Source organism: Mesotoga sp. HF07.pep.5.2.highcov, from assembly GCF_003666285.1.
Classification (GTDB): Bacteria; Thermotogota; Thermotogae; order Petrotogales; family Kosmotogaceae; genus Mesotoga; species Mesotoga prima.
Genome location: NZ_JFHJ01000491.1, coordinates 1 through 4,000, shown reverse-complemented (window position 1 = coordinate 4,000; position 4,000 = coordinate 1). Strand labels below are relative to the sequence as shown.

Sequence of the window (4,000 nt, the reverse complement as noted above, 5' to 3'; positions counted from 1 at the left end):
AGTTCGAATTCGTCGAGCAGGGCCTTCAAAGCCTTGCCTGCCTGAGATTTTGGAACCAACACAGAGATCTTTATCTCGGAGGTTGTCGTTGCTATTATTTTTGCGCCGGCCTTCTGAAGGGCCAAGAAGAAACGAGCAGCGACTCCTGCACTCGACCTCATGCCTACTCCCACGGTGGAAATCTTCGCAACGTCCTCATCTATAGCAAGCTCCCAGTTGTCTACATCGACCAGGACGCTTTCTATCGTGCTCTTTATTGCAGCGGGACTTGCTGAAAGCACAGTGAAGGCCAGATGAATGTACCCATTATCGTTTACTATCGAGATCATGTCTACGTTGAAACTCGATCCAGCAACCGCCTGGAAGATCTTGCTTACGATGTCCGTATTTCCGGGAAGTTTGTTTATTGCGATCTTCAACTGGTTTGTGTCAATAGTCGCTCCAGTTACTACAGGCTGTTCAAGCCATTCCGGTAGCCTGTTCACCACTCTAGTACCTCCTTCTTCACTGAATGAAGACAAACACAGGATTTCGACGTTATACTTCTTTGCTATTTCCACAGACCTTGAATGGAGGACTTTTGCCCCAAGGGCTGCCAGTTCAAGCATTTCGTCATATGTTATGTAGTCCAGTTTTTTCGCATCCTTGTGAAATTTCGGATCACAGGTGAAAATACCTGGGACATCGCTGAGTATTTCACATTGAACACCGGCTTTGGCAGCGATTGCGACTGCCGAAGTGTCGGAACCTCCTCGGCCTAGCGTTGTTAGATTCCCTTCCGGGTCGACACCCTGAAATCCGGTGACAACTATCACATCGTGCTTCTCAAGCTCGGCGTATATCTTGTCGAGATTAAGATCGGCGATTCGCGCGTTATCGAAATCGCCAAACGTTGAGATCTCCAGCTGCATGGCGTTTTGCGAGATAGATCTAACTCCCATCTCTATTAGAGTCATCGAGAGTAGAGCGGCCGAAACCTGTTCCCCGGTGGAAAGAAGCATCGCCAGTTCCCTGGGATCGGGATTTTCAGTTACGGATTCTGCTAGAGATATTAGCTCATTCGTAGTCTTTCCCATCGCAGAGACGACAACGATCACTTTTTCCCCTGCGTCGACCTTCTTCCTTATTCTTCTTGCAACGTTTCTTATTCTTTCGGTATCGGAAACAGATGAACCTCCGTATTTTTGAACGATCATCTAGCTCTCCTGTATCTCACGCAGCTCTTGAACGAGACTCGTTTTACTTGCCGTCTTCTCGTCGAACCGCTTAACTACTTTTGCTGGCATTCCCACCGCAACGGAATAGGGCGGAATATCCTTTGTGACCACAGCACCGGCAGCTATTACGGAATGATCGCCGACTCTTACACCTTCAAGAATAACCGCGTTGGCTCCGACAAGCACGTTGTCTTCAATAACGACGGGAGTGGCACTGGGCGGTTCGACCACGCCTGCAACAACGGCCCCAGCCCCTATATGGCAGTTTGCTCCGATAATCGCCCTTCCCCCGATTACGGCGTTCATATCTATCATGGTGGCCTCACCGATTACAGCTCCGACATTCAGAACGGCGCCCATCATAATCACCGCATTGTCGCCAATCTCTACGAGATCGCGTATAATCGCTCCCGGTTCTATCCTTGCGTGGTATTTGGTCAGATCGGCCAGGGGAAGAGCGGAGTTCCGAGCTTTTACTTCGATGTAATGAGCCGAAATTCTCTCTGAATGTAACTCGAGAATAGCTTCTATCTCTTTCAGATCACCGAAGAGAATCCCGAAATCCTTTCCGCCGACAAATCGCACATTTTCATGTTTCAGACCTCTCAAATCACCGGATAAGTAGCAGACCGCAGGGGTCTTCTTTTTTGCGTCTCTAATCATCCTTATGATCATCTCTGCGTCCATCTTATTACCTCCTCAAAGGAGTAGAAACCCTTCTCATGCTCCAGACAGAATCGAGCTGCAGTCAGTGCGCCAATGGCGAAGACCTTTCTCGAGATCGCTCTGTGAGTTATTTCAATTACCTCTCCTTCGTTTGCGAATACTACGGAATGATCCCCCGGAACGCCTCCTATTCTCAGCGAATGGATGGGAAGATCTCTCTCCGTAGCGTCTTTCAACATTAAGGCTGTTCCCGAAGGTGCATCCTTTTTCGCGCTGTGGTGTGTTTCAATCAACTCTGCCTCAAAGTCTTTCAGTAGTGGAGAGAACTCTCTGAGAATCATCTTCATGATATTTATGCCTGTGGAGAAATTATAGCTCTGAATTACAGGAACCTTCTCAGAAAGCGTTCTGAGACTTGTGAGGTCTGACTGACTAAGCGCGGTGGTACCGATTACCACACCTGCGCCGAACTGCGCGGCCAGTTCGATCGTAGTCTCAAGTACTTCGCGATTCGAAAAATCCACTATGACTTCCGGTTCGCCGTGCCTGAAGATCCCTGTGTCATTAACTTCTAGAACAAGATCATGTCCTTTGAAGGCTTCGATAATCTCTTTGCCCATACGGCCCGTGGAACCGGTCAATCCGTATCTCACAGGACACCACTCTCCTGCAAAGCCTTCAGGACGACGTTTCGGTTTCCTTCTGAAAGCTCGTAAAGCGGTAGGCGAAGTTCGTTTCGACAGTAGTTCATAAGGCTGAGCGCATATTTCACAGGTATCGGATTAGACTCCACGAACAGTGCCTTCATCAGAGGAAGGAGCTCCAAATGCTGCTCTCTAGCGGTATGAAGATCGCCCTTGAGAATCGAGCGAATCATAGTGGATGTCTTCATCGGCGCAACGTTGGAGATTACCGAGATCACTCCGTCACCTCCGCTGCAACAAAGATGAAAGGCTTGGTCGTCATTTCCGGACCAGACTTTGAAATCTGAATCCTTAGATCTCAAGGCGGAGATGAGATAATCGACCTGATACTGGTCCCCACTCGCCTCCTTTACACCAACGATGTTATTAAACTCTAGACATCTGATTACCGTGTCCGGCAGGATGTTTGCCCCTGTCCTCCCCGGTACGTTGTAGATGATAACCGGTCCCTGTGCGCGCGTAGCTATCTCTCCAAAGTGTCTGTAAAGGCCCTCTTGTGTCGGTTTGTTGTAATAGGGTACAACAACAAGAACGCCATCGGCGCCATCGTCAAAGGCCTTCAGCGAGCTCTTAATTGTCTTGTCCGTCGAATTCGTCCCGGTACCCACTATTACGGGTACCTTGCCGCCTGCCTCGTCCACTGCAATTCTTATCAGTTTGGTTCGTTCAGATTCATTTATAGTCGGTGATTCGCCGGTCGTGCCGAGAACTATCAATGCCTCTATTCCGTTCTCAAGCTGGAAACGAAGGAATCGCCTGAATGAGCCGAAATCAACGGCTCCGTCTTTAAAGGGCGTTATAACTGCAGTTCCAGTTCCTCTGAACATTTCTCCACACCTCCTCCAAGATAGGCGGATCCATCTCTGAATGACACGGTAAGGTCCCCGCCATTTGCCTGCAGAATGACTTTTTCACAGCCAGTTCTCCGCGAGTAGAGCCATACTACTGAGGTGGCACCACTTCCGCAGGCACCGGTTTCGCCTTCAACACCCCGTTCGAATGTCCGTATCCTGAGACTTCCTTCTTTCTTAACGGTGAATACGTTTATATTTGCATCGTAAAGATGTCTCAGAGGCAGAAGAGCGTTCCAATCTACTTTATCTGTGTCTCCTTCGATAACTAGATGCGGGACGCCTACGACGACTATCTCTCCAGAATAATCTTCCTCTTCAAAGGTACCGAGAAACCTGGGAGACGGCATTCGTACGCTGACTAGATCGTCCACTTTACCCAAAACGTTGCCCGCGTGAGAGGAGAATTCTACCAAATTGCGCTTCTCCTTCTCGTGAATGAAATAAACGTAGGTCCTCGCCCCGTTCCCGCAAAAAGCGGCTCTGTTTCCATCGCAGTTGTAGTAGTCCATGAAATCTCTTTCGACGAAGATAGCTCCGTCTCTTCCGTCTACATACTTCA

Annotated in this window: 5 protein-coding genes; all 5 read right to left on the bottom strand. The window is 49.0% G+C overall.

The window, feature by feature from the left end; all coding sequences use genetic code 11:
- On the bottom strand, positions 1-1,196 hold a 1,196-nt coding region (locus BG32_RS10400), incomplete at its 3' end, for an aspartate kinase (protein ID WP_121526797.1).
- The gene (gene dapD / locus BG32_RS10395; protein ID WP_014730807.1) at positions 1,197-1,904 is read right to left on the bottom strand and encodes a 2,3,4,5-tetrahydropyridine-2,6-dicarboxylate N-acetyltransferase; all 708 of its coding nucleotides are present in this window, start codon (positions 1,902-1,904) and stop codon (positions 1,197-1,199) included.
- A complete protein-coding gene (locus tag BG32_RS10390) occupies positions 1,889-2,536 on the bottom strand; it encodes a 4-hydroxy-tetrahydrodipicolinate reductase (protein WP_121526796.1) in 648 nt (215 codons plus the stop codon). The genes dapD and BG32_RS10390 overlap by 16 nt, the downstream gene beginning before the upstream one ends.
- Positions 2,533-3,414 carry a 4-hydroxy-tetrahydrodipicolinate synthase gene (gene dapA, locus BG32_RS10385; protein WP_121526795.1) on the bottom strand — a complete coding sequence of 294 codons (882 nt, stop codon included), beginning with the start codon at positions 3,412-3,414 and terminating at the stop codon, positions 2,533-2,535. Before dapA ends, BG32_RS10390 begins: the two co-directional genes overlap by 4 nt.
- Positions 3,384-4,000 (bottom strand): diaminopimelate epimerase (locus BG32_RS10380; RefSeq protein WP_121526794.1); only part of this gene is annotated, 617 nt, incomplete at its 5' end. The genes dapA and BG32_RS10380, both read right to left, overlap by 31 nt.